The organism is Methylobacterium sp. E-005 (assembly GCF_022829725.1).
Lineage (GTDB): Bacteria > Pseudomonadota > Alphaproteobacteria > Rhizobiales > Beijerinckiaceae > Methylobacterium.
This window is the reverse complement of sequence record NZ_JAKSYG010000153.1, coordinates 1-23,234: the sequence shown is the minus strand read 5'-3', so window position 1 is coordinate 23,234 and position 23,234 is coordinate 1. Positions and strand designations below refer to the sequence as shown.

Annotated in this window: 27 protein-coding genes and 1 tRNA gene; 22 read left to right on the top strand and 6 right to left on the bottom strand. The window is 64.8% G+C overall.

Annotation, left to right across the window (positions count from 1 at the left end):
* The first annotated feature begins 14 nt into the window (after positions 1 to 14).
* Positions 15 to 965 (top strand): acetamidase/formamidase family protein, encoded by a 951-nt coding sequence (locus tag MKK88_RS16300; RefSeq protein WP_244001444.1) that lies wholly within the window; start codon positions 15 to 17, stop codon positions 963 to 965.
* A gap of 46 nt (positions 966 to 1,011) precedes the next feature.
* Here the strand turns inward: MKK88_RS16300 and MKK88_RS16295 are convergent, their stop codons facing one another.
* A complete protein-coding gene (locus tag MKK88_RS16295) occupies positions 1,012 to 1,374 on the bottom strand; it encodes a transposase (RefSeq protein WP_244001442.1) in 363 nt (120 codons plus the stop codon).
* Positions 1,375 to 1,958: 584 nt separating this feature from the next.
* Positions 1,959 to 2,072 (bottom strand) — tRNA-Arg (locus tag MKK88_RS16290).
* A 100-nt stretch (positions 2,073 to 2,172) separates the two neighbouring features.
* On the opposite strand from MKK88_RS16290, the gene MKK88_RS16285 reads away from it, so the two are divergent.
* The 8 genes from MKK88_RS16285 (at position 2,173) to MKK88_RS16250 (ending at position 9,156) form a co-directional block, all read left to right on the top strand.
* Positions 2,173 to 3,414 carry a tyrosine-type recombinase/integrase gene (locus MKK88_RS16285; protein WP_244001440.1) on the top strand — a complete coding sequence of 414 codons (1,242 nt, stop codon included), beginning with the start codon at positions 2,173 to 2,175 and terminating at the stop codon, positions 3,412 to 3,414.
* On the top strand, positions 3,407 to 4,180 hold the full coding sequence (locus MKK88_RS16280) for a hypothetical protein (protein WP_244001438.1): 774 nt from the start codon (positions 3,407 to 3,409) through the stop codon (positions 4,178 to 4,180). The genes MKK88_RS16285 and MKK88_RS16280 overlap by 8 nt, the downstream gene beginning before the upstream one ends.
* Before the next feature lie 100 nt (positions 4,181 to 4,280).
* Positions 4,281 to 4,496, top strand: coding sequence for a helix-turn-helix transcriptional regulator (locus MKK88_RS16275; protein ID WP_244001436.1), 216 nt, complete (start codon positions 4,281 to 4,283; stop codon positions 4,494 to 4,496).
* Between the two features lie 204 nt (positions 4,497 to 4,700).
* A complete protein-coding gene (locus MKK88_RS16270; protein ID WP_244001434.1) occupies positions 4,701 to 4,934 on the top strand; it encodes a transcriptional coactivator p15/PC4 family protein in 234 nt (77 codons plus the stop codon).
* A gap of 92 nt (positions 4,935 to 5,026) precedes the next feature.
* The gene (locus MKK88_RS16265; RefSeq protein ID WP_244001432.1) at positions 5,027 to 7,636 is read left to right on the top strand and encodes a DUF927 domain-containing protein; all 2,610 of its coding nucleotides are present in this window, start codon (positions 5,027 to 5,029) and stop codon (positions 7,634 to 7,636) included.
* Positions 7,637 to 7,871: 235 nt separating this feature from the next.
* The gene (locus MKK88_RS16260) at positions 7,872 to 8,045 is read left to right on the top strand and encodes a hypothetical protein (RefSeq protein ID WP_244001431.1); all 174 of its coding nucleotides are present in this window, start codon (positions 7,872 to 7,874) and stop codon (positions 8,043 to 8,045) included.
* Between the two features lie 83 nt (positions 8,046 to 8,128).
* Positions 8,129 to 8,416, top strand: coding sequence for a hypothetical protein (locus MKK88_RS16255; RefSeq protein ID WP_244001429.1), 288 nt, complete (start codon positions 8,129 to 8,131; stop codon positions 8,414 to 8,416).
* A 62-nt stretch (positions 8,417 to 8,478) separates the two neighbouring features.
* The gene (locus MKK88_RS16250) at positions 8,479 to 9,156 is read left to right on the top strand and encodes a DUF3102 domain-containing protein (protein ID WP_244001427.1); all 678 of its coding nucleotides are present in this window, start codon (positions 8,479 to 8,481) and stop codon (positions 9,154 to 9,156) included.
* A gap of 658 nt (positions 9,157 to 9,814) precedes the next feature.
* Here MKK88_RS16250 and MKK88_RS16245 read toward each other — a convergent pair.
* From MKK88_RS16245 to MKK88_RS16235, 3 genes are all read right to left on the bottom strand, one after another.
* On the bottom strand, positions 9,815 to 10,018 hold the full coding sequence (locus MKK88_RS16245) for a hypothetical protein (RefSeq protein WP_244001425.1): 204 nt from the start codon (positions 10,016 to 10,018) through the stop codon (positions 9,815 to 9,817).
* A gap of 46 nt (positions 10,019 to 10,064) precedes the next feature.
* Positions 10,065 to 10,277, bottom strand: a complete 213-nt coding sequence (locus tag MKK88_RS16240) for a hypothetical protein (RefSeq protein ID WP_244001423.1) — start codon at positions 10,275 to 10,277, stop codon at positions 10,065 to 10,067.
* A 301-nt stretch (positions 10,278 to 10,578) separates the two neighbouring features.
* Entirely contained in the window at positions 10,579 to 10,992 is a 414-nt protein-coding gene (locus MKK88_RS16235; RefSeq protein ID WP_244001655.1) for a hypothetical protein, read from the bottom strand.
* Between the two features lie 551 nt (positions 10,993 to 11,543).
* On the opposite strand from MKK88_RS16235, the gene MKK88_RS16230 reads away from it, so the two are divergent.
* The 11 genes from MKK88_RS16230 to MKK88_RS16180 all read left to right on the top strand — a co-directional run bounded on the left by MKK88_RS16230 (position 11,544) and on the right by MKK88_RS16180 (position 20,419).
* Positions 11,544 to 12,101 carry a recombinase family protein gene (locus MKK88_RS16230; protein WP_244001421.1) on the top strand — a complete coding sequence of 186 codons (558 nt, stop codon included), beginning with the start codon at positions 11,544 to 11,546 and terminating at the stop codon, positions 12,099 to 12,101.
* Positions 12,102 to 12,180: 79 nt separating this feature from the next.
* Positions 12,181 to 12,567 (top strand): hypothetical protein, encoded by a 387-nt coding sequence (locus MKK88_RS16225; RefSeq protein WP_244001419.1) that lies wholly within the window; start codon positions 12,181 to 12,183, stop codon positions 12,565 to 12,567.
* Positions 12,564 to 13,976: a hypothetical protein gene (locus MKK88_RS16220; protein WP_244001417.1), complete on the top strand. Its 1,413-nt coding sequence runs from the start codon at positions 12,564 to 12,566 to the stop codon at positions 13,974 to 13,976. Before MKK88_RS16225 ends, MKK88_RS16220 begins: the two co-directional genes overlap by 4 nt.
* Before the next feature lie 158 nt (positions 13,977 to 14,134).
* Positions 14,135 to 14,392, top strand: a complete 258-nt coding sequence (locus MKK88_RS16215; RefSeq protein WP_244001415.1) for a hypothetical protein — start codon at positions 14,135 to 14,137, stop codon at positions 14,390 to 14,392.
* Positions 14,393 to 14,569: 177 nt separating this feature from the next.
* Complete coding sequence (locus MKK88_RS16210) at positions 14,570 to 14,821, top strand: hypothetical protein (RefSeq protein ID WP_244001413.1); 252 nt, start codon at positions 14,570 to 14,572, stop codon at positions 14,819 to 14,821.
* Complete coding sequence (locus MKK88_RS16205) at positions 14,818 to 15,867, top strand: hypothetical protein (RefSeq protein WP_244001411.1); 1,050 nt, start codon at positions 14,818 to 14,820, stop codon at positions 15,865 to 15,867. The genes MKK88_RS16210 and MKK88_RS16205 overlap by 4 nt, the downstream gene beginning before the upstream one ends.
* A 135-nt stretch (positions 15,868 to 16,002) precedes the next feature.
* Complete coding sequence (locus MKK88_RS16200) at positions 16,003 to 16,518, top strand: hypothetical protein (protein ID WP_244001409.1); 516 nt, start codon at positions 16,003 to 16,005, stop codon at positions 16,516 to 16,518.
* Positions 16,515 to 17,519: a hypothetical protein gene (locus MKK88_RS16195; protein WP_244001407.1), complete on the top strand. Its 1,005-nt coding sequence runs from the start codon at positions 16,515 to 16,517 to the stop codon at positions 17,517 to 17,519. The genes MKK88_RS16200 and MKK88_RS16195 overlap by 4 nt, the downstream gene beginning before the upstream one ends.
* A 12-nt stretch (positions 17,520 to 17,531) precedes the next feature.
* Positions 17,532 to 17,753 carry a hypothetical protein gene (locus MKK88_RS16190; protein WP_244001405.1) on the top strand — a complete coding sequence of 74 codons (222 nt, stop codon included), beginning with the start codon at positions 17,532 to 17,534 and terminating at the stop codon, positions 17,751 to 17,753.
* Between the two features lies 1 nt (position 17,754).
* Positions 17,755 to 18,204 carry a hypothetical protein gene (locus MKK88_RS16185; protein WP_244001403.1) on the top strand — a complete coding sequence of 150 codons (450 nt, stop codon included), beginning with the start codon at positions 17,755 to 17,757 and terminating at the stop codon, positions 18,202 to 18,204.
* 10 nt (positions 18,205 to 18,214) lie between these two features.
* A complete protein-coding gene (locus tag MKK88_RS16180) occupies positions 18,215 to 20,419 on the top strand; it encodes a phage tail tip lysozyme (protein WP_244001401.1) in 2,205 nt (734 codons plus the stop codon).
* On the opposite strand, the gene MKK88_RS16175 is transcribed toward MKK88_RS16180, so the two are convergent.
* Entirely contained in the window at positions 20,416 to 20,760 is a 345-nt protein-coding gene (locus MKK88_RS16175) for a hypothetical protein (protein ID WP_244001399.1), read from the bottom strand. The two genes, MKK88_RS16180 and MKK88_RS16175, sit on opposite strands and share 4 nt — an antisense overlap.
* An 80-nt stretch (positions 20,761 to 20,840) precedes the next feature.
* Here MKK88_RS16175 and MKK88_RS16170 point away from each other — a divergent pair, with 80 nt between their 5' ends.
* A complete protein-coding gene (locus tag MKK88_RS16170) occupies positions 20,841 to 21,032 on the top strand; it encodes a hypothetical protein (protein ID WP_244001397.1) in 192 nt (63 codons plus the stop codon).
* Positions 21,033 to 21,400: 368 nt separating this feature from the next.
* Positions 21,401 to 23,095 (top strand): methyl-accepting chemotaxis protein, encoded by a 1,695-nt coding sequence (locus tag MKK88_RS16165; RefSeq protein ID WP_244001395.1) that lies wholly within the window; start codon positions 21,401 to 21,403, stop codon positions 23,093 to 23,095.
* Positions 23,096 to 23,234: the final 139 nt, after the last annotated feature.

Below are 23,234 nucleotides of genomic sequence, written 5' to 3'. Positions count from 1 at the left end.
GCACAGGAGCCGCCATGTCGACCCATCACGAGATCCCCGCCACCCCCGAGACGATGGTGCTCGGCTATTTCGACGCCGCCCTGCCGCCGGTGCTGACGGTGCAGTCGGGCGACACCGTCACCCTGCACTCGCATCCGGCGGGCGGGCGCGAGTCGCTTCACCCCGATCCGGCCCGGGTGCCGGCCGACCTGCTCCACGCCCTCGACACGCTGCAGCGCGGCCCCGGCCCGCACTTCGTCACCGGCCCGGTCCACGTGGCGGGCGCCGAGCCCGGCGACATGCTGCAGGTCGACATCCTCGATCTGAAGTTCCGCCTCGACTGGGGCTTCGTGGCGATCCTGCCGCTGCTCGGAACCCTGCCGGACGAGTTCACCGATTACGAGACCGTCCACGCCGACATCGATACCACCTCCGGCGTCTGCCGCCTGCCCTGGGGGACGGAGCTGCCCCTCGACCCGTTCTTCGGCATCCTGGGCACCGCCCCGCCCGCCGCCTGGGGCCGGGTCGGCACGCCGGTGCCCCGGGCCTTCGGCGGCAACATGGACAACAAGGAGCTGCGAGTTGGCACGACCCTCTACCTGCCCGTGTTCAACGCCGGTGGCGGGTTCTACGCGGGCGACGGCCACGGCGTGCAGGGCGACGGCGAGGTCTGCATCACGGCGCTGGAGACGGGCCTGACCGGCACGTTCCGGCTCACCGTGCGCAAGGATCTCCCGGGTGCGTGGCCCTTCGCCGAGACGCCCACCGACCTGATGTCGATCGGCCTGCACGAGAGCCTCGACGAGGCGATGCGCCAGGCCGTGCGCGAGATGGTGCGCCTCGTCTGCGCCCGGACCAGCCTCACCCGCAACCAAGCCTACATGCTGTGTTCGCTCGCCGGGAACCTGCGGATCACCCAGACGGTGGACGGCAACAAGGGCGTGCACATGCTCATGCCCAAGACTGCCCTCGCATCGGCGTCATAGGGCGGGCGGAGACAGGTCGCACACGGCTGCGCCGCGCTCGGACGCCTCAATTCGCGCTTCGCCCGAAGGCGAACCGGCCGACACAGGCATCGGCGCCGCGATGCTGCGGCCCGGACTGCGAGCCCGCATGCCCGGTCTGGCTCGGCCGCACCGGCTCCGCCCGTAGGGGGTGCAGCAGCAGAGCGGCCCGGAGCCGCTGCACCTCGGCCCGGAGACCGGCATTTTCCCGCTCGACTTGCGTGAGCCGGGCCACGCCGGCGGGCTTCAGCCCGCCGAGCCGCCGGCGCCAGCGATAGAAGGTGCCGAGCGAGACATGGGCGCTCGCGCAGATATCGGCGATCGATATGCCCCGCGCGGCCTCGTCCAACAGGAAGGCGATCTCCTCGTCCGTGTGCAGGGATCGACGCATACAGGATCTCCCGGTTCTGTAGCCTTGAATGCACCCCTGAGGCGAAAGGCGAGCAAGAAGCGGACCGGCACCAACGCCTCACCCAGGACGTTTCGGCGCGTCGGCGCCCCGGATTCGGGCTGCCAGACGCCCCTTCGCGCAAGCGGTGTCCGGCGCTGCGCTCTGGTTCCGCGTGGGAGTGTGGGCACCTGTTGTGCCTGCGCGGATCCGCGACGCGACAGCTTGGCTGGTCGAGTCGCCTGGAAGCGGCCCGGCTTCCTCCGGCCCGTCCCGGCCACGCGCGCCATGGGATCGGACCCGGTCCTGAGCCTCGGGAGCGCGCTGAGGTCGGCGATCCTGGCTGAGACTGACCCCGATCGCCACGATGAGGAGCGCCCGTAGCCGGCATTGCCCACACGTCCGCCGGGCTCCGACAGGCCACCGGCTTCCTCCTTTGGGCGACAGCCGACACGCCGCGCCGGGCGTCTGGATCGGCCGTACGGGCGGGGAGCTTGTTGAACCTCGAGCCACCCACGACCCGACATGCGCCATGGTGCTTACCGAGCGACTGTGCCGGTAGAGTCGAACTGTGAGACTGAGTTTATTGGCGCGCCCGAAAGGATTCGAACCTCTGACCCCCAGATTCGTAGTCTGGTAGACGGGGATAACAGTCCCAAACGTTCCGGATCAGATTTTCGACCGCAAGGCACTGTCGTCGCTTGGCTTTCCGGCCAGATATACCCACAATGGCTAACAGCCGCGAACGGTCCTTAACGGGCGTTTTGCGATACCCTGCTGTTACCCGGAGGGAAAAGTCTGGTGGTCGCGAAGGTCCTGACCATGCAGAGCGTCGAACGCCATAAGCCGCAGCCCGCCGGCCGGCTCGAAATCCCTGATGCCGCGCTCCCTGGCTTCTATCTGGTCGTGCAGCCGAGCGGCGCGAAATCCTGGGCGGTGCGCTACCGATTCGGTGGCAAAACCCGGAAGTTCACGATTGGGCCGTATCCGCTGTTCGACCTGTCGGCAGCGCGTGCGGCCGCTCGAGAAGCGCTGCAGATGGCGGCCCGTGGCCGGGACCCGATCCTCGAGAAGAAGGCCGCCGTGGAGGCTGCCCAGGCCGCCGAGCGCGACACGGTGCGGGCGGTCGCAGCCGAGTACGTCGAGCGGCACCTGAAGCCGAACAGCAAGCCCCGATACGCCGCGGAGGCCGAGGCCCTACTCCGCAACCACGTCGTCGCCCGCTGGGGCGACCGGCGCATCGGCGAGATCACCCGCAAGGACGCCATCGCCCTCACGGACGCGCTCACGGATGCCGGCATGGGCGTCGGCACCAACCGCGTGTTCTCGGCGGCCCGTGCCCTGTTCAATTGGGCCCTGGAGCGCGAGGTCATCGAGACGACCCCGTTCCTCCGGCTTAAGCCGCCGCTGGCCGAGGCGAGCCGGGAGCGCGTTCTGAGCGACGCCGAGGTGCGCCTCGTGTGGCTTGCTGCCGAGAAGGTCGGCTATCCCTTCGGTACACTCGTGCAGCTCCTGCTGCTGACCGCCCAGCGCCGCGACGAGGTCGCCCGGATGACGTGGGCCGAGGTCGATGCGGATGGGCTGTGGACGTTGCCGTCCGCGCGGACGAAGAACAGCCGCGAGCACCTAGTACCCCTCCCCTTCTCCGCGTGCGAGATCCTCGCAACCGCCCCGCGCATCGCTGGCCGGGCCGGCTTCGTGCTGACCACCGACGGCATAACCGCGTCGAGCAATTTCGCGAAGAACAAGGTCAGGCTCGACGCCGCCATGTTGACCCTCGCTCGACGGGAGGCGGTTGAGGCAGGGCACGATCCTGATGGTGTCGAATTCGCACCCTGGCGGCTGCACGACCTGCGGCGGACCGCCAGCACGGGCATGGCTCGCCTTCGGCAGCCGGTCCACGTCACCGAGGCCGTGCTGAACCACGCAACGGGCGCCGTAAGCGGCGTGGCCGGCATCTACAACAGGTACCAGTACTTGGACGAGAAACGGGCAGCGCTGGACGCGTGGGCAAGTCAAATTGTGAGGCTAATCAATGCCTAAGCAGTCATTTCTCAGCCTTCCTCCTGACCAGCGCAGACGCGCCTTCAAAGCAGAATTAAAAAATTCCCTGAAGCTGTTGCATGGTACAAACATTACAGAAAAAGCGCTATTAGAAAAGTATTTTGATGACCCTACCGGCCAAAGATATTGGGAATACTGGCTGACTGGTGAACATGAAGATTTGGGTTCATTTGTGGAATTGCTTGCAGCACACAACGCAAAAAATAACCTTGAGGGGCGCTCCGACAGAGACCTCAGACTGGCTTTCATTAACCGCGCATTCGAAAGGCCCATCTATCGAGCAATTATTGATGCCGCGAAAAGGGGGGAGATATGGCTGCACGGCGACACATCGCCCCTGTGCAGCGGCCTTTTCGAGAACAGTGATTTTTCGCGCTTTATATTGGGAGGCAAAATAGAAGTTGATCGACGAGCGATGACCTGCTGGCTTCTAGCTGATCCTAACTACGAGTATCTTGTTCCAAAGATGGCTGCCCTGTTTCTCAACGGCTTATCTCTTACTAACGAAAATTCAGTTGTAGCGAAAGCCGCTAAAACTAAAGGCCGAGGCCCCGGCACTGGCTTCGCCAAGCTGGACCGGAAATTATTCGACGAGATAAAGAACATACTCGAAGCTGGCAAAGCTCAAGGAGCTTTCGGCGCCGCTTTAAAAATCGCTGACAAGATCGCCGGCGAAGGTACTCCTGAGAGTCGAGCCCGGCGCGTTGCAAACCTTTACAATGCCGACCGAAAGAAGCTCTCCTGAATGGTGTAGTGGAATGCAGAGATTTGTAGGCTGCATTCAAATTCAATGACTTCGTCAAACAAACGACCACACTGAGCGTGTTCCAACAAGGAGCCACGCAATGCCTCTTGCTGTCCAGAAATCTAACGAAGACCTGCTGCCGGCTACCGCCACCCGCGCACGCTACAGTGTATCGGACATGACGATCTTTCGATGGTTGGCCGACCCCAAGCTCTGCTTTCCGCAGCCGATCCGCATCAATGGGCGCCGCTACTGGCGGCTGGCCGACCTGCAAGCCTTCGAGGCTCGGCAGGCCACCAAGATGGAGGCCGCATAGATTGACTTACAACGTCAGAACCCCCGGCGCGGGAACGCCGAGGGCTCTGGGAAATGTCTGCTTGGCGGCTGACGATCTCAGAGATACAGCACCCCACGTCGACCTTCAAGCGCGCCGGATCACCGCGCGCCTGAAATGCAGCCCAGCCGTCGCCGCAGTCATCGCGGCTCACGCCTTCGAGTTGCCTGAGACTTGGAGGCGCGCATGAGCGCCCCCTCTCTCATCGCGACCGTGAAGAAGAACAACGTGGAGGAGGTCAGGGTCAGCCTGACCACCTTCAACGGGTTCGACCTCGTCGACATCCGGACCTTCGCCCGGCTGATCGGTACGCACGGAGAGCCGATGCCGACCAAGCGCGGCGTGTGCCTCGGTCGCGATCGCCTGCCCGAACTCATCCAAGCTCTCATCCAAGCACAGGAGGGCGGCACATCATGCTGAGCCTCGACGGTATCGCTCGCGCCCTCGGCGGCGAGGTTCGCGGGAACAAGGTTCGTGCACCTGGTCCTGGGCACTCCCCAGCAGATCGGTCCTTGACGGTCTGGCTTACCGACGACGGATCCGACATCACGGTCGACAGCTTCGCCAATGACGGTAAGTTACTGTGCAAGGACTACGCCCGCTCGAAGATCGGTTTGCCGCCGTGGGAGCCGAAGAGCGTCAATGACGATTCCGGCATTAAGCGCAGCTCGGTGCGGGTGCGGCAGCAAGGTGCCGCTGGAGCCGCGCAGCCTGAGCAGGTGGGTGATCCGGCCGCGGCGACGATCGTCCTGCCGATCCCGATCGGGAAGCGCCCCAACAACTTCCGCTCGCCTAAGCTCGGCGAGCCGGTGGCGGTCTATACCTATCGTGACGGTGAGGGCCGCGATCTCGGCTACATCGCTCGGTTTGAGACAGTCGACGGCAAGACCTTCCTGCCCACGACCCTGTGGCAGACGCCGGACGGGCCGTCCTGGCTCACCAAGTCTTGGCCTAAGCCACGCCCTCTCTACGGCCGCGATAAGCTCGCCGCTCGCCCGAACGCATCCGTCATCGTGTGTGAGGGCGAGAAGGCCGCCGACGCCGCGCAGGACGTGTTCCCGAACAGCGTGGTGGTGACCAGCCCCGGCGGGGCCAAGGCGGCTAAGTCCGCGGACTGGACGCCGCTCGCTGGCAAGCAGGTAATGATCTGGCCGGACAACGACGCACCCGGCCTCGGCTACGCCCTCGACGTTGAGCGTGAGTTGGCCGCGGTCGGTGCCGGCACGGTCACCACGGTCGACGCCATGCGGGTTGCTGCGGCCACACCCACCGGTGAGGAGCGTCAGCCGCCCGAGGGGTGGGACGCCGCCAATGGCCTCGACGAGGACGGCTGGCAGCCCGAGGCACTCGCTGCCCTGGTGCTTCAGCATGTCGACCCGGTGGAGGCCGCACCGGCCTACATCTCCTTCGATAGCTACTCCATGAACTCTGGCGGTCTGATCGCCGAGATCGTCAAAGGCAGGGGCGAGAGTGCCACCACCGAAACCGTGTGGGTATCGGCAGCCTTCGAGGTGATCGGGCGCGCTCGCGATCCGCACGGCTACGGCTGGGCGCGCTGGTTGCGCTGGCGCGATCCGGATGGCCGCCGTCACGAACATGCCGTGCCGGATGCCGCACTCCACGGCGACCTCGGAGCGCTCGCCGCCGACCTCGCATCACGCGGCCTTGTCGTCAGCCGCGGGGGTCGTGCGCAGCTCTGCGAATACCTGAACCGCGTGACGGTGAAGGCCCGCGTCACCACGGTGAATCGCACGGGCTGGCATCTGATCGGCGAGCAGCGGGTGTTCGTGCTGCCGGATGCGGTGATCGGCCAGCCCGAGACAGAGACGGTGATCCTGACCGGCGCGGCCGCGGCACCATACTCCCGGCGGGGTACGCTGCAGGGCTGGCGCGATAGCGTCGGCCGGCTGACTGCTGGGCACGGTCGCCTCATCCTGGCGTTGGCGACCGCCTTTGCGGGGCCGCTCGTCGATCTCGTCGGCGGCGAGGGCGGTGGGGTGAATCTCTACGGCCAGTCCAGCCGCGGAAAAACCACAGCTTTGAAGGCGGCGGCGAGCGTCTGGGGCCGTGGCGCTTCCGATCCCGGGTTCGTTCGGTCCTGGCGGGCGACGGCCAACGCGCAGGAGGCCACCGCGGCGATCGTCACCGACACCCTGTTGTGCCTCGACGAGATCGGGGTAGCGGAAGGTCGGGATGCGGCGGCGGCCGTCTACCAGTTGGCCTCCGGTGTCGGTAAGGGCCGCTCCGCCCGGGACGGCTCAATGCGCGCGCCGATGACATGGCGGGTGCTGACGCTCTCGACCGGCGAGCTACCGATGGCGGCGAAGATCGCCGAGGACAAACAGCGCAAGGCCTACGCGGGTCAGGCGGTGCGTCTGCTCGATGTCCCCGCCGATGCTGGACGCGGCTTCGGCCTGTTCGACCACGCCGGGCCAGAGGGGGATCCTGCCCGGCTTGCCGAATCCCTGCAGAAGGCCGCCCTGTCGGCTTACGGCGAGGCCGGACCGGCCTTCGTCCGCGCCCTGATGGACATGGGCCAGGAAGAAGCTCGGACCCTCGTCGTCGACCTCGTGGATAGCTTCGTCTTGGAGCACGCGCCGGCCGACGCAGATGGACAGATTCGGCGGGCTGCCGCGCGGCTCGGCATGATCGCTGCGGCGGGCGAGTTGGCCCGCACCTTCAACGTTGTGCCGTGGGAGGAGGGTGAGGCTGAGGCCTCCGCGGCGCGGGCGCTGGCAGACTGGATCGGTTCGCGCGGCGGTACAGAGCCTGCTGAGGTTCGTGAAGCCATCGCCCAAGTCCGCCGGTTCTTCGAGGCGCACGGCGAGAGCCGCTTCGAATCGGTGGACGATACCGACGCCCGTCCGGTCCCGAACCGCGCCGGCTGGCGCCGCGGTCACGGCGACGGTCGTGTCTGGCTCGTCCTACCCGAGATGTGGAAGTCGGAGGTCTGCACCGGTTTGGATCCGGTAGCCACCGCGAAGATCCTGGCCGAGCGTGGGATGCTGAAGCGCGATCCGAACAGCAGGCTGCAGCGGTCAGAGCGTACCCCGGGCGGTGCCACTCTCAGAGTTTATGTGATCACGGCATCAGTGTTCGACGGAGGCTCTGATGCGCCCTGACCTTCGACTCCGGCTTCGTGAAATCACGAAGTCCCTCTCTACCACCGAAAAACGCGTGACACGTGTGACACGCACCGCAGACCCCGTCGGCCACACACCGTCACACGTCGCCGTCACACGTTTGGCGCCCGAGAAAGATCAACAAAATCAACGTGTCACACTTGTCACACGTGTCACACCTACAAAACCGGGAGGTAGAGATTTCCGTCACACGTCACCGGGTGTGACGGCGGTGGTGACAGAACGTGTGACAGCCTCGGGCAGCAATCAGGCGGATTGGCTCGCCCACTTCGAGGAACGCGCCGCGATACGGGAATTCGAGGGCGGCATCGCCCGCGCCGAGGCTGAGCGGTTGGCGCTGGACGAGACGTTAGCCGCGTTCGGGCCGCGGCCGGCCACTCTCCACTGAGATCACGGTGGCGGTGCTCGCCGTCGCCTCCCTGACCGCCTGCCGTGCGGACCTACGGCCTTACCCAGGAAAAGGAATCGACCTTGACCAACGTCACCAAGCTGCCGACCGCCATGGGCCGGGCCGAGGCCCTGAAGGCCAAGGCACTGAATTTCATCGAGCAGGCGCAGGGCGCGCTCGGCGAGGCAGAAGAGGCCCTGACCACCGATGAGCGCAGGCACGACGCGCCATCACCCGCAGCTCAGCACGCGATGGTCCATCTCGTGGAGGTCGACAACGTGCTGGAGCAGGCCGCCAAGATGCTCGGTGGCGGCATCACAGTCGTGAAGTGCATCAACATTCAGCAGGTCAGTCTGACACGCCGTGATTGAACCCCGAGGGCCGGGCGATCTCAGATTGGTCCGGCCGGTCCATGCCGATGAAGGAGGTCATCTTGACGAAGTCGAATATCGCCGGGGCGATCAACGCGGCTCATGCCGGTGTGGAGGCAGCCAAGCGGGAGGGCGCCCGCTACGCCGTCGAATGCGGCCGGTTGCTGGCCCAAGCCAAGGACACCGTCCCGCACGGCGGCTGGGACGCCTGGCTTCGGCTGAACACCACCGTCTCGCCTAGGACGGCGCAGCTCTACATGCGGATCGCCCGGCACGTCGAAGGCGACCCGGCAAAAGCGCAACGCGTTGCGGGTTTGAGCGTGCGCGAGGCGGCGGCCGAGGCGACGGGCCTGAAGCGGGCTACTGCATCTCGGAAGCCGCCAACACCCGAAGCCGAGCACGACTTCACCGAGTTGAAGCAGGTTTGGGATGAAGCGAAGGATAATCCCGATTGGCAGGAAGGGGCGGCCCGCGAGCTATTCCGCATCGGCTACATCACCAAGCCGCAGCGGAACGACATCATCCGCGGCGTCTGGGCGAAGCACTATGCTCACCTGACCGACGCGGACCGGAAGGAAGCTGGCAGACGCGCCGCCGAGATGATTGTCGAGGCGATCCCGCGCGCCAAGCTGCTCGAACTCATCCCAAGACTGAAGCACGTTCCGGCCAGCGATATCGCGATCGCCCTCGGCGACGCGCAGGAGGAGCGGAAGCGCCGGGCAGAAAGGGCTCTGTCGTGACGGCTGCCGAACGCGATCGCTTCGAGAAGTGCCTCGCCCTGGCCAAGCGTGGTGCTACAGCTGGCGAGCGCGCCGCCGGTCTTGCCGCCGCAGAGCGTGTCGCCGCCTCCGCCGGCATGACGCTAGCGAACGCGAAAGCTACCGTCGGGCGCTCACGGCCAGCCCCGCCAAGAATGGATTGGCCGTACCCATCGCCCCGCGCGGCACGTCGGACCCCGCCGAGGGCTAAACCGAAGCGGCCTGTGAAGCCGCCAACTCTGGAGGAAGTTCTCCGGCAGAGAGCGGAAGCTGAAGCAGAAAGGCGTAGGGCTACCGCCGCGGCGGACCGCAGGCTGTTGAAAGAGTTGGCCGAGCAAGCCGCCTACGAGGCGGAGCAACGAGCCATGCAGGCTGAGCGCGATCAGGAGTGGGCGACGTCACGGGCGAGAACGGCACCGTAACGTCATACACTATCCTTCCATCTGCCTGCGATCTTCGTGATCGTCCCCGGCCTGCTGGTCCATCGCTGATCTCCGTCGCGATAGATCAACCGACCACATCTCAATTGGGTCGTGCCCATACACAGGAGACCGTCATGGTAAACAAATGCTTGCGGACCGAGCACTGCAGCAACCGAGACTTGTACCCCAGCTAGCAGGCACCGGCCCGCGCCGGGGCTTTAGCGCCGGCCGCCACCACTCGGCTTCGCGTCGTTCTCAATCGCTCGCAAGGCGTTCTCGAAGGCCTTCTCCTCCGTGAGGAACGCTCGGTCCGATCGCTCAGCCAGCTTGCCATGCTTCCGCAGCGCCCAGCCGAACTGGCCTTCCGGCTTCTTCAGCGGCTCGACGGTGATCGAATAAGGGTGTGGTACATCGGTCGTCATGGTCGAGTTATGCAGGTCCCTAAAACCGCTTCCAATGTAAGCGAGACTACCAGGTCACAGCCGAGCCGGACTGGCCGCGCCATGTCATCCGCATAGCCTGAGCCAGATCGGGATCGACCGGATGCATCGGCTCTTTTCGAACGGGCTTCTCGCCTGCGTAGAGGCGATCAGCCCAATCAATCGGTGCGCGTGACCTCATCACGATTACGTCCTCGATGCCCTGAGGCGACAGATCGGCGTGCTGATGCGCGTTCGACATGGTGTGGCTCCACTGATTCGGGTTGAGACGCACCATGCAGACCCAACGCTGGCGGGCAAGGGTGGAGCCAGATCACTTCTTATCAAGCGACGTACTGCCGTCGAACTGCACAGCTTTCGTGGATCCAGCAATCCCTGTCAGTCATTCTATAAGGGCTCCGGCAATCTACGTTGCCCTCAATGCCCTCTGGCCGGTGCATCACCAGCTACAGCTTACATTGCAGTCGCATGGTATCGCCGATCCCAGTCCAGCGCATTGAGTGCTGAATGATGGTTCGGCTTAGAACCCTGCACAGCGATGACTAATGGCCGTAGAGCGGCGACGTCGCGTCCAGCCGGTCTATGAACGAGAGGTCCACGTTGCGAATCGCGGAGGACTGTGCGCCGATGAATGGACCGTTGGTGATCGGGTCGGGCAGGACGCCGCGGCCGTAGCGGTCACTAGGGCCATAGACCGGGTTCAGCTGGTTTGAGGCAGCGATCAGGTAGGGGTTCAAGGCAGGATTCCCTGAGCCGCCCGCACCCGGGACGTTGGACGTGATCGGCACGTGACCATTGTCGAGCCAACTACGTGGACGAACCCGGATCGGCAGAGGCCGGCTGACATAGGCCGCGCCGGGAACGTAGTCTTCTTGAGCTTGAGCGGGCGCGGACACCGCCGTACCGACCCCGGTAGCAGCAATGGCGCTAAGCAGTGCGATCTTAATCGAACGCATGATCAACCTTTTGCGTAAGCCCATCGACCTTGGGAGATCGAAACCCAATCTCGCCGGTGGCGCGGTTGCCCTACTCTTCTGCCTTGCATGTTGCCGGAGAGTGTCCCCGATCCCCACCCAAGCCCCGAGCCTCGGAACTCATGGGGTGCATCGCTTCGGCGTCAGTTGCGGAAGGGGATGCAACGGAACCGGGTGAACGGCCGTCGAGCATCATCGACAGACGGAACTGGCAGTGCACCTCCGGGCGATTGGTCGACTGAGGGGGCGGAAGGGCACGCGCTCGCATATCCCGATCTGCTGAAAAATTCTGGCGCGGGATTCGAGCACCTGTTGGCTGCCAGCATAACTACGACTGCCCGTGCACCGTGGCGTCAGAATGCTTTCGCCGGCCGCCTATCCAACGGATGCCGAACCCCGCCGTCATTCCAATAGGGCAGGCTCATGTGGAGTGCCGTCGCTGGAACGACCATCCTTGTTCCACAATGTGCCATTGCGTTTTGGAATGGTCCGTGGTCTAACCTCATAGACTCTAGTGGAATGAGGTTGCGGCCATGCTCGTCGGTTACGCCAGAACCAGCACGCTGGAGCAGGAGGCCGGCCTAGAGGTACAGCTTCGCGATCTGAAGGTGCTCGGCTGCGAGAAGGTCTTCCAGGAGCAGGTATCCTCTGTGGCGACACGCAAGCAGCTGGAGGCTGCCGTCGACTTCTGCCGGTCCGGTGACACCTTGGTGGTGACGAAGCTCGATAGGCTCGCCCGCAGCGTCACCCACCTCGGCAAGATCATCGAGGGGCTGGAGGCGAAGGGCGTCGCTATGCGCATTGAGAACCTCGGTGTGGATACCTCGACCCCTACCGGCAAGCTGATGCTGAACGTGCTCGGCGGGGTGGCTCAGTTCGAGCGGGAGATGATGCTGGAGCGCCAGCGGGAAGGCATCGCAAAGGCCAAGGAGGAAGGTCGCTACAAAGGACGCAAGCCGACCGCCAGAGCCAAGACCACCAAGATTAAGGCGCTGTCCGCACAGGGGCTCAGCATGGCCAAGATCGCCAAGGAGCTTGGGATTGGTGTCGGGTCCGTTCACCGCGCCCTGACGGCGAACGCCACGGCTTAGTGATCCCCAAACGCCATCCAATCCATGCCTCTGGAATAACATATAGCTTGTGCTATATTAGTTAGCCGATAGCACGGGAATGGGTGGGCTCAGTGCCATGAAGGCGCGGGGACGCAGCAAGGTTACCAACGGCAACAGGCTCCTGCCCGAGGTCGACGGACGGACGGTCTGGGCGAGGCGGATGCGCGACCTCATCCAGGCGCACACGGCCGACCTCGGCGGGGATAGCGAGATGTCCGAAGCCGAGCGCAGCCTCGTGCGTCGGGCCGCCACCTTGGCCACTGAGCTGGAACGGCTGGAGGCGCAGTTCGCCGCTGCCGGAGCCGCCGATCCCGAGACCCTGGACCTCTACGGTCGGCAGGCTGGCACGCTCAAACGCATCCTTGAAGGGCTCGGCCTGCGGCGGCGCCCACGCGACGTCACACCCGACCTGCGCGAGCACATCGATGCGAGGCCGGCCGCATGAACCTGCTTCAGGCCATGTCCGACCCGAAGCTGTTCGGGCCCTGGTTCAAGGATGCCGACACCTGGGCAGCCTGGAGGGGCTTCGTGGGCGCCCTGTTCGGCCTGCCGCTTTACGTGACCGAGGCTGACACCTACCGAGCCTGTACGGGCCGTTTTGAGGCCCCAGCAGAGGCCTACAGCGAGGCGTGGCTGATCTGCGGGCGCCGGGCCGGTAAGTCCTTCGTGCTGGCTCTGATCGCCGTCTACCTCGCCTGCTTCCGCGATTACCGGCGGTACCTCGCCCCGGGAGAGCGGGCGACGATCCTGATCATCGCCACCGACCGACGGCAGGCCCGGACAATCTTCCGGTACATCAAGGGTCTGCTCACCGAGGTGCCGATGCTGGCGCGCATGGTCGAGCGGGAGACGGCGGACGAATTCGACCTCACCAATCGGGTGACCATCGAGGTCGGTACCTCCTCCTACCGTGCCGTCCGCGGGCGCACCCTGGCTGCTGCCCTGTGCGACGAGCTGGCGTTCTGGCCCTCCGATACCTCGGCCAGCCCCGACTACGAGATCCTGGACGCCCTGCGCCCGGCCATGGCCACGATCCCGAACGGGATGATGCTGTGCGCCTCCTCGCCCTACGCGCGGCGTGGTGCCCTCTACGATGCCTTCCAGCGGTATCACGGGCGGGACGATGCCCAAGTGCTGGTGTGGCGTGCTGCGACCCGCACCATGAACCCCAGCGTGCCGCAATCGGTGGTCGACGAGGCGCTGGAGCGTGATCTCCCGAGCGCCTCGGCCGAGTACCTCGCTCAGTTCCGCAGCGATGTGGAGAGTTTCGTCGCCCGGGAGGTGGTTGAGGCCGCCACCCCGCCCGGTGTGGTCGAGAAGGCACCGATCACCAGCGTCACCTACAGCGCGTTCTGCGATCCGTCCGGTGGTGCATCGGACTCGATGACGCTGGCGATCGGCCACCGGGAAGACGAGCGTATTGTTCTCGATGCGGTGCGGGAGCGCAAAGCGCCGTTCTCGCCCGAATCGGTGGTGAGCGAGTTCTCCGACCTGCTGAAACGCTATCGGATCTCTCAGGTCGCCGGCGACCGCTATGCCGGCTCTTGGCCTTCCGAGAGCTTCCAGCGGCACGGGATCACCTACACGCCGGCCGACAAGTCGAAGAGCCAGATCTACGTCGACCTGCTGCCGCGGCTGAACTCCGGCCAGGTTGAGCTACTCGACGTGCCGGTGCTGGCGACGCAGCTCATCACGCTGGAGCGTCGGACGGCCCGCGGCGGGCGAGACAGCATCGATCACGCGCCGGGCGGTCATGATGACGTGGCAAACGCCGCGGCAGGAGTGCTGGTCGCCTTGCAGAAGCAGCCCGGCGACTACGACCCCGACATGTGGGCGAGGCTGCTGGATGACTAGCGCCGCTACCACCGGCCGAGCCACGGCCGACGCCATCCCCGGATCGGACGTGGGTTCCTTCCCGACCTTGCGTCCGGTGCGAGCCAGCCGGTCGAGCGCGCGGCAATCGCCCGCCGCGTCGCTCCCGGTCGGCGAGCGCACCTCCGGAGGCCGCCGCGATGACTGACCAGTCCCGGCACTTCACCCCGGCGGACTTTGCATCGGACAAGGCTCTGTTCGCGGCCGGCCGGGCCGTCCTGGCCGTTCTTGGGGACTGTGGGATGACTTTCCCGACCATGGGCCACACCAACACAGACATTGCCAGCTATCTCGCTTTGGTCGTGGTCGCGACTTTTGCTGATAACGGCGGATCCATTGAAGATTATCGAAGCCTTGGAACTATAGCCCCGTCTTGGACGGCTCCGCCCACATCCTGAAAGTGAGCAATAGCAATGCCGCAGAGTTTAGTTTTCGATATTCCAACGCGAGACAGCGCACCACGTAGGTCTCTTGCGCGTCCCGCACGCAGGCCGGCCTCGAACGATACGATCAGCATCAAGTTCAAGGACTCGGCAACTCCGGTCCACATCACGACAAAGCGCTTTGGCGAGTTGATGCGGGATGCCATCGACCGGTCCGGCATCATGGAGATGATGGATGAGGTCGGCGAGAAGCTGGCCGAGGTGAAGCTCGCGCGAGACCGCGCCGCCGCTCGCGACCGTGCCGCCCGGGATGCCGTGGCTCAGGCTCAGTGCGACCGGGCCGCCTTCGATCAGGCTTGGGCCGATCGTGCCGAGCATCAGCGCCAGCAGCTTCGGGACATGAACAAGCGGGCCGCTGAGTTTTACGGGAGGACCGGCCGATGAGCAGCGCCATCCACGATTTCGCCCCTCAGGTTCCGCGGCGTGACGGTGCCGTGTCTGTCGCCGAGGTGGACCGCCGGGGCCATTCGCGCCAGGCCGGCCCCGAGCCGGTCGCCGCGCCCGTGCCTGCGGTCGATCGCACGTTGCATCAGCCGGGCGGCCATACCGTCACGGCCCTGCCTTCCCGGCCGGCCTCGGCGTCCGTGCTGCGTGAAGCGCCCCGCAATCACGCCGAACTGAACGCCTTCATCGCCGAGCGGGCCAAGGCGGATGCCGACCTTGCTCGCCGGCCCGCTGCACTCTCGCCAGCGGCTCAAACCGGCTCTGCCCTCACGGTACTCGACGCGCATCAGCATGCCGCCCGTCCGGTGGCCGAAATCACGCCCCTCGTGGCCGAGGCCCGCAGCAGGCTCCGCGATGCCCAGAACGTTCGCGCTGGCGCCCGTGAGGCTCTAGCCGCGAAGGAAGCGGCCATGGCGAAGGCTCAGGCCGTGGAGCACGCGGCCATCATCGCGGAGAGCCAGTCGCGCCTCGCCGAACTGGACGGTGGAGATGACTTCGCCCGGCGGGTGGTCGAGTGGGCTGAGAAGGGTGGCGATGAACCGGATCTCGCCCCCGACGCCGCGAGCCTCGATGCCCGCCATGAGCGTGACCGCGCCAGGGTGAAGGCTGCCCATGCTCGACAGGCCGTCGCGGCGATCGGCGAGGTGGTCGAGGCTAAGCGTGCCGCCCTGGCCGAGGCCGAGACGCGGGTTCAGGCTGCCGCCCGCGGCGTGGTCGAGATGGTAGCCGAGGATATCGCCAGCGAGGGTCGGAAGGCCGGTGAGATCCATCGGCGCGCCGAACTGGCGGCGGTCGCTCTGCAGCGCATGCAGGCCGGCCTGGCGGCGGCGCCTCTCTATCGGCTCAAGCCCGACACGGCTGCGCTTGCCAACGCCTTCGTCCCCCACGGTCGCAACGAACCGCCCGACTCACTCTCACGTGCCTCGGCGACGTGGCAGGCGTTCCACCGGGCACTTGAAGCGGATGCAGACGCCGCGCTCGGGTGAGTCCTCCCCGGTGCGGTTCCCGGCTTTCCGTGGCCGGGCGAGGCAATGCGGCGAGTGCTTCGAAAACCTAACCCCGCATGCCGGCGCGGCTCCCTCTCGGAGGCTGGCGCCGGCCACCACCACCGCAGGTTCGCCATGGCGATGAAATCGAAGTTCACGGCCACGCCCGCCAAGCTCTCTCCCTTCTCGCAGAGCGTCCTGCGCGAGCTGGGCAAGCGCGTCGCCATCGGCTTCCCGGCAGACGGGGCCGGCCGCCAGCCCGAGCCCGGCGAGCCCAACCCGCCGACGAACGCCATGCTGGCGTACCTCAACGAGTACGGTGCGCCGGATCAGAACATCCCGGCCCGCCCGTTCCTCGTGCCGGGTATCGAGAGCATCACCAAGCAAGCGGCCGAGCGGTTGAAGCAGGGGGCGGTAGCGGCCTTCTCCGGCGATCTGTCCGCACCCGTGAAGGCCCTCAATCAAGTGGGCCTAATCGGCGTGGCCGCGGTGCAAGAGCGGATGACGGATGGCACCTTCGCCCCGCTGAACGCGCGCACCCTGGCGGCCCGCCGTGCCCGCGGCCGGACGGGCGAGCGCCCCCTCATCGACTCCGCGCAAATGCGCAGGGCTGTCACGTATTCCATTGACGGCGAGGGGTCGGGCTCGTGACCGAATTGTATCTCCGCAAGGTCCAAGTCGCGGTCGAGGGTGGCCGCACCTGGACCTATGACGGCACGTTGCCGGAGAGCAATGCGGACGGGCGAACCCAAGTCCCCGGCCTGCATATCCGGTTCCGTACTCAGCAAAAGGACGCCAGCACGCCGAATGTGGCGAGGATCGACATTTACAACGTGTCGCCGAGTAGTGTCGCGGCTACGCTGATGACGGGGAAACAGGTCACGCTCTCGGCCGGTTACGGTGACGGTCCTGCGCATATCCTGTTCAAGGGACAAATTCGGCAGGCGCGAGCGAATGTCCGCGATGACACGATGGATCCCGATAGTTATTTGGCGATCCTCGCCACTGACAGCAGCCAGGCGCGCAATTTTGCCGTAGTGAATAAATCGCTTTCGGCTGGTCATACCTATTATGACCAAGTGATGGTCTGCGCAGATGCCTTGAAAGAACTAGGCGTTGAGGTCGGATATATCGACAAAGACCGTTTGACCAAAACGCAGTTTTCTCGTGGTTATGCCGCTCACGGTATGGCAAAATCACTGCTGCGCGAAGTCTGTAATGCAACGAAAACATCTTGGAGCATTCAAAACGGAGTGTTTCAGGTCGTCGCCAACGACAAGCTAAAACCCGGCAGCACGATCGCCTTGAATGGCAGAACTGGTCTTATCGGACAGGCGGTGCAGACGATCGGCGGCATTGAGGGGAAAAGCCTTCTCAACGGACTAATCGTGCCGACATCAACCGTGCAGATCGACAACGGCTCAATCCAACGGGCCGAGATAGATCCTAGCATCGCGGGCGAGCCGAATAATCAGCTTCTCGCGCAGTATGGCGCATTGTCGAGCGATGGCACGTATAAGGTGTTCTACGCCTCGCATGAGGGAGAGACCCGCGGTAACCCGTTCTATACCAGCTTTGTCGCGGTCTCGGCGGCGGTCGGCGTAGTCCCCCCGCAATATGCTTCGCGCGGCGTCTCGCTACCGAACTATTAGAGGATGCAAGGCGTGACGGATCAAGATAACCTAGACGAAGGTATTTTCCGGGGTGCGATGCTTGGGGCAAGGGCTGGACTTGGCGTGTTCGGGATCGAAGCCGATGACGAGATTTGTTCTCAAGTTGCCATATCAGTCCTGACGGCTTTTGCGCTCTCAGGCGGTCTTGAGCCGGAAAGCTTGGAACGACTGCGCGACATCGTTGTGCGGGCCAGCGAGATCCGGAGGAACTGAGATGGCGGCAGACTTTGAGATCGCAGGCAGCCGCTATCGTTTCGAGGGGATGCCCGCGCAGACGGAAACCCGGATCCTGCGCCGGTTCGCGCCGTTGATCGGCGAGGCGGTGCCGCTCGTGCTGATGCCCGGCCCTAGGCTCGCCCTTCGCCAGAATATCGACGTGGTGAAGGTCGGACAGACCGTCTTTGCCGGCTGGGGCAAGCTGTCCGACGACGATCTCGATATGATCGAGCGCGCGAGCCTCGGCGCCCTGTTGCGCGAAGTCGGCCCCGACTGGCACTCGGTATGGCCGAAGGGCGAAGCCGAGCCCGCATTCCCCGACATCGACGGGGCCGTGATGAGCCTCCTATTGGGCCGAGCGCTCGGGTTCGTGGTCAAGCGGTGGATCGACGGCGGCGGCGATACTGTCCCCGCCGAGATCCGCGCCGCGATGTCGAAGCTGCATTGAGGGGGCGGCCATGAGCATGGGCGATACGATCAAGTCTTTTGCCATCGCCCTCGGGTTCGATATCGATAAGGCTTCATTCAACGATGGTAAAAAGACCCTTGACGACTATGAAAACGCTGTAAAAGCCGCTCAGAAGCGGATTGATGATGCGCTATGGGAAGAGGCCAAGACTGAGGAGCAAATCGCTAAGCTCAGTCGCGAGACCGCCCTAAAGGAGGCCAAGCAAGCCCTTTCCGACGCGCAGGCCCGGGAGAAGCTTGAGAAGGAAGCCGCTCACAAGCGGGATGAGCGCAACAAGGCGTTCGTCGCGGGCGTCGAGAAAATGGCCTTGGCCGCGACCGCTGCGGCGACGGCCATCACCTATGCCGTGACCCGCGTCGCCGGTGCGTTCGATCATCTCGGCTTTGTCTCGGCGCGAACCGGTGCCAGCGTGCAGAGCCTCAACAGCTTGGGCTACGCCTTCAAGCAGACCGGCGGCACGGCAGAGCAGGCCGTCTCGGCGGTCGAAAGCTTCACCAAGGCAATGCGCGAGAACAGCGGCGTCAAAGGCTTCGTGGCCGGACTCGGCGTCGACATGGACAAGGATAAGGTAGATCAGCTTTTAGACACGGTGCGGATCCTACAGACGCACGGCTATGACTCGGGGTCTCGTGAGGCCGGTCTCGCTGGCATCTCTGAGGAAACCTATGCGCTTTTGGTGAAGTACATTGACCAGATCGACCGCTACCGTGCGGAATACGACAACCTCACCAAATCGCTAGGGGTCAACAGCAAAGAGGCGACCGAAGCCTCTATGGCGTTCCAGCGTTCATTGACCCGGTTGCAGGCGACAGCCTCGGCCCTCGGCGACAAGCTGATTGTCAGTCTCGCGCCGGCCATTCAGCGCATCGTTGATCGGTTTCAGGATTGGATCCGCTCAAACCCTCAGAAGGTCGAGCATATCATGGACGGGATCTCCAAAGCCCTTGTGTGGGTGGTGGATAAGATCGGCGCCCTGATTGAGAGCGTTACCGGCAGCAACGGTGACGAGTTTATTAAGAAGTGGGATGCATTCAGCGAGCGCGCTGAGCGGTTGGCGACGGCGGTTGAGCGTATCGCCAAAGCCTCATCTCAGGTGTCTAGCCTCTTGGATAAATTCAACAGCGTAGAGGTCTCCGGCGCTGGCTCGCTCTCAACGTGGTTGCTTGAGAAGATGGGCCTGATGCCGGCGGGTAGCTCGGGCGGCGTGCGCAATGGCGTCTCGTTTGATGAACAGCGCGAGCGTGCCGCCGAGGATCAGCCCGGCATGTTCAGGAGGGCGGCCCGTGCGGTGAAGCGGGCATTCTCGGGCGGCTCGGCGGACGCGCACGGTGGCGATGGCGGACTGCCTGCGGAGGATGACGGCACGATCACGACACACGGACACCGCTGGAAACCCGGCGCCAATTCTGCGGGCGGCAAGGAGCGGGTCGCGTCCTGGCTGAAGTTCTTTCAGGCCCCCGTGTCTGATGGCGGCATGGGTGCCGATCTCGAAACCTCGCGGGCCATGGTCGCAATGATGCAGGGCGAGTCCACCGCGAACCTTGATCCGACGATCAAGGGCGATCTTGACCCGAGCGGCCGGCCGACAAGCTTCGGCACCGCGCAGTGGCACGCCGAGCGGTTCACCCAGCTTAAGGCTTTCGCGGCCCGTATGGGGACAGATTGGACTGACGTGGGCGCGCAGCAGCAGTTCTTGCGTGACGAATTTCTACGCGGCCGGTATCGGGGCGTGTGGAACCAGATTAAGGGAGCTGCGACCGGAGAGGATAAGCTTCGCGCTGGGATCGACGGCTACGAAAATCCCAAGTTTAAGCAGAAGGCTTATGACTTCCGCTTGCCAAATCTGCACGCGCTCCGGCGGTCTGGGGCCGGGGTTGCGCCGGCCGAGGCTGCAAGTTCCTCAATCACGGTCCCGCCAAGCTCAACGATGCGTGGCCTGCCGAACATGACGCCGGGCGGGTTCGATCCGAACCGCATTGATCCAAGTAACGTGATGCAGCCGGCGCCGGTTGGTGCCAGCCCTGTGACGAACAACACCACGTCGAGCAGCAATAAGGCCGTGCATCAGACCTTCAACAACAACACCACGATCCATGAGGCGAGGAACGCTAAAGAGGCCGGGCGCACGATGACGGATGTCTTCGACCGGATGCATGGTCTCGCGCTGGAGAATGCGCAGACGGCGGTAATCTAGCACCCTGCTCGGCACTCGACGGAGCGGACGCGGATCATGTCGACTTCCTCGCCGTAGGTTGTCACCTCGGCCAGGGTGTCGCCCCGCCTCCACAGGAAGGTGCAGAGCGCCAACCCGGTCCCCGAGCATGACGCGGCCTCGGGGTAGCGGTCGCAGACATCTTCACGCCCGCCCGTGCATCCGCGCTTGTTCGCCGGGAGTGGCGCCGGCTGCCAGCCTAGCGCCGTCAGGCTGTCCCGGACGTTGTAGTAGAAAGCGCCCTTCGGAAGCTTCGGCACCGATCCGGCGGCGTTCGCCACGGTGGCGGCGGCGAGGATCATGGCGGCGAGAACGTAGCGCATCGCGGCAAGATGGGCGCGGATTAGGCGGCTGTCGAGATGCCTCAGTTGTCCGGTCTAGCTCTCGCCGCTACAGCCCGCCCATGTCCGACAAGCTGAACGACCTCCTTGAGCGCCTCAAGACGCAGCAGCGTATGCTCATTCTAGCGATGGCCGAGCACGCTGGATTACCGGCCGGGAGCGCACTGCGTCAGGTCTCCGAACTGGAGAACGTCATCGCGGCCGTTGAGGCGGTAGCGGCCGAGGAAGTTGACCGTGCAAGGCGCAACACCTGATTTCTATCGTGGGTTTTGGCCGCCAGCGCAGCAGCCGCGAGGCGCATGCCCCCCCCCACACGATGCTTCTCTACAAATCTGAATTATGCCAACCAGACTTGATATAGATTATACAATTTCCAGTTGGCATGCAACCGAGAATGGGCACCTTACTCAGTAACGTGTCCACAGGATGCGGACTTAATAGGTATTTAACCCGAAGCTAGATAATAGCGACTTCAAAATGACTGGGGCAGGTTCGGCTCCCAGCGCTCAATTTAGTTTCGTCCCGCGATCCTTTGTCACAGCCGGCTCATCTCGTTCACTAAACGAGGATGACGCTTCGGTCTGTCACGATGAGATCGGCCTCACGCCATGAGAGCCGTTGAATGCCTTACCGCCTTGCTTGGCCCAGCTTCTCGCTGCCGGTCCGCCTGAGTCTCGTCGGAACCACTCTGCTGAGCCTAGCCTCCATTTGCACGGTCGGCCTCATCCTGCGTGACGTCGAGACCGATATGACCCAGCACGCGTCTGCCGTGCTGGAGAGCAACATGCGTCTGCTGCGCCAGAACCTGGTGGACGAGGGCGGCTCTGAACATTTCAGCCTCGTGAACGGGCAGCTGCAGGTCGGATCCCACCGCATCAGCCAGAATGACCCAGCCGTCGATCGCGTCCAGGCTATCATCGGCGGGACTGCCACAGTCTTCCTCGGCGACACACGCATCGCCACCAACGTTACCAAGCCGGACGGCACACGCGCCGTAGGAACTCGCTTGGCTGCTGGGCCCGTCTACGACACCGTCGTCAAGCAGGGGCGCCCTTTCCGAGGCAAGGCGGAGGTTCTGGGTGTTCCCTATTTCACCGCCTACGACCCGATCGCCGCGGCCGACGGAAGCACGATCGGCGTACTCTACACCGGGGTGAAGCAGGAAGACTACCTCTCAGTCGTCAGCCGGATGCGGGCGGAAGCTACCCTGATTAGCATCCTGTTGGCCGGCGTCTGTAGTGCTGCGTTCTGGTTCCTCGTGCGTCGGAGCCTCAAGCCGCTGAAACGGCTCGAAGCCGTCATGCGCCATCTCGCATCCGGCGATGCGGCGGTTGAAGTGTCGGAGACTGAACGTCGCGACGAGATCGGCGCGATGGCGGCGGCCGTCCAGGTGTTCAAGGACAACCTAATCCACACCCGGCAGCTGGAGACCGAGACCGCTCAGGCGCGCCTGGCCGCCGAGGAGCAGCGCAAGGCTGGGATGCGCCAAATGGCCGATGGGTTCGAGGCCGCAGTCGGCGGCATCATCGGCATGGTGTCGTCCTCCGCCACCGAGCTGCAGGCCACCGCCCAGACCATGACCGCTACGGCGACGGAAACCGCCAGCCAGTCGACCACGGTCGCGGCAGCGGCCGAGGAGGCCGCCTCCAACGTCAATACGGTCGCCGCGGCGGCCGAGGAACTGGGCTCGTCGGTGCAGGAGATCAGCCGGCAGGTCGCCGGCTCGGCCGAGCTAGCGCAGCGTGCCGTGCACGAGGCTGACCAGACCGGTAGACTCGTTCAGGAGCTGAGCGCCGCCGTGTCCCGGATCGGCGACGTGGTCGGGCTGATCTCGACCATCGCCGGGCAGACCAACCTGCTGGCGCTGAATGCTACCATCGAGGCGGCCCGGGCTGGAGCGGCCGGTAAGGGCTTCGCGGTCGTCGCGTCCGAAGTGAAGGCGTTGGCCGAACAGACGGCGAAGGCCACGAGCGAGATCTCCGGGCAGATCGCGCAGATCCAGGCCTCGACCGGCCAGGCCGTCACATCGATCGGCGGCATCACCGGACGCATCCGCGAGATCAACGGGGTGGCGGCATCAATCGCGGCCGCGGTGGAGGAGCAGGGTGCGGCGACCCAGGAGATCGTCAGGAACGTCAGCCAAGCGGCGCAGGGCACCGGCGAGGTGACGCACAACATCGCCGGGGTGGCGGGCGCAGCCGAGGAGACCGGCGCGGCGGCCAGCCAGGTGCTGGGGGCGGCCTCGGAGCTGTCGCGCCAGTCCGAGCACCTCGCGGCCGAGGTCGGGCGCTTCCTCGCAACCGTGCGCGCAGCGTGAGGCGACGATGAGCACTGTGGGACCCCATTCCATCGTTCCGTTCGGCGAGGTTCAGGGTCTCACGGCGGCCCTGGCCGGCGCCTTCGCCGAAGGGGTGGATCTCGGGCCCCGTGGGGCACAGATCCGCGCCCTGGGGGAG